Raw genomic sequence first — 1,719 nt, 5'->3', positions numbered from 1 at the left:
AACTCCGCAAACGACACCCGCTCACCACCGGCGACCACCGCCACCGCCTCCGGCGCCCGCGCCACCTGCGCCTCGAACGACTCCACCACCGACGCGGGCACACCCTCACGCCCCGTGGCATTCCAGCCGGCCACCCGCTCACGCTCAGCGCCATCCACCACGTCCACCAACGCCACCGGCACACCCGGGTCGGCCGCCACGGTCTCCAGCACCCGGCCCAGCCAGCGGGCGAGACGCTCGGCCGACTCCGGCTCGAAGAGGTCGGCGGAGGCCACCACCGAGCCATACAGGCCCGCCGGAGCTCCGTCGGTGTCGAAGGCTTCCCGGACGCCGACCTCCAGGTCGAACCGGGACACGGTCGCCCCGGCCGACAGTCCGCCGGTCGAGACACCCTGCAGGTCGAGCACGGCCTCGGCGGTGTTCTCCAGCGCCAGCGAGACCTGGTACAGCGGATGACGCGCCAACGACCGGGCGGGCGCCAGTTCCTCGACCAGCTTCTCGAACGGCACGTCCTGGTGGGCGAGGGCGGACAGGGTGGTCTCCCGCACCCGGCCGAGCACCTCCCGGAACGTCGGCCGGCCCGACAGGTCCGTGCGCACCACGAGCGTGTTGACGAAGAAGCCGACCAGGTCGTCCAGCGCCTCGTCCGTACGACCCGCGTTCGCCGAGCCGATCGGAATGTCGTTGCCCGCCCCGACACGGTTCAGCAGGACGGCCAAGGCGGCCTGCAGCACCATGAACATGGTCGTGCCCTCGGCAGCCGCGAGCCCGGCGAGCCGCGCGTGGACGGCTGCCGGGACCTGCAACGGCGCGCCGTGGCCGCGGTGGGAGGCGACGGCGGGGCGTGCGTGGTCGGCGGGGAGGTCGAGCTCCTCCGGGACCTCGGCGAGCTTCTCGCGCCAGTAGGCGACCTGGCCGGCCATCAGGCTGTCCGGGTTGTCGCCGTCGCCGAGGAGTTCGCGCTGCCAGATCGCGTAGTCGGCGTACTGGACCGGCAGCGGCTCCCACTCAGGTGTCTGCCCTGCGCGCCGCGCCGTATAGGCGGTCGACAGGTCACGGGCCAGCGGGGCCCTCGACCAGCCGTCACCGGCGATGTGGTGCAACACCACCACCAGGACGTCGTCGTCCGCTCCGCTGCGGAACAGCCAGCTGCGGAAGGGCACCTGCTCCGCCAAGTCGAAGGCGTGGTCGAACGCCGCGGCGACCGCGTCATCCAGGTCGGCCGCAACGACATCCACGACTTCCAGCTCCCAGGCCAGGTCGTCGAGACCGAGGATCCGCTGGTAGGGCTCGCCGTCCAGGGTGGTGAACACGGTGCGCAGCACCTCGTGCCGGCCGATGACGTCCCGCAGGGCGGCGTTCAGCGCCTCGCGGTCGACCTCGCCGGTCAGGCGCAGTGCCACCGGGATGTTGTAGGAGGCGCTCGGCCCCTCCAACTGGCTGATGAACCACAGGCGCCGTTGGGCGAAGGAGAGCGGCACCAGTTCCGGGCGCTCCCGGCGCGTGAGCGGCGTCCGGGCCGCCTCGGCCCCCGCGAGCCGGGCGGCGAGACCACCGACGGTGGGGGCCTCGAACAGGTCGCGGACCTCCACCTCGACGTTCAGCAGCGTCCTGATCCGGCTGGTCAGGCGGACGGCGAGGAGGGAGTGGCCGCCGAGGGTGAAGAAGTCGTCGTCGACACCGACCTCGGGCACCCGCAGGACCTCGGCGAACGCCTCG

1 protein-coding gene is annotated in these 1,719 nt (G+C 72.5%); it reads right to left on the bottom strand.

Annotated features, from left to right (window positions below):
* Window positions 1-1,719: condensation domain-containing protein (locus AB0L59_RS42220; RefSeq protein WP_365593520.1), on the bottom strand; the 1,719-nt coding region annotated here is incomplete at both ends.

Source organism: Streptomyces sp. NPDC052109, assembly GCF_040680195.1.
In the GTDB taxonomy this organism is placed as follows: domain Bacteria; phylum Actinomycetota; class Actinomycetes; order Streptomycetales; family Streptomycetaceae; genus Streptomyces.
This window is presented reverse-complemented; position numbering and strand designations above follow the sequence as displayed.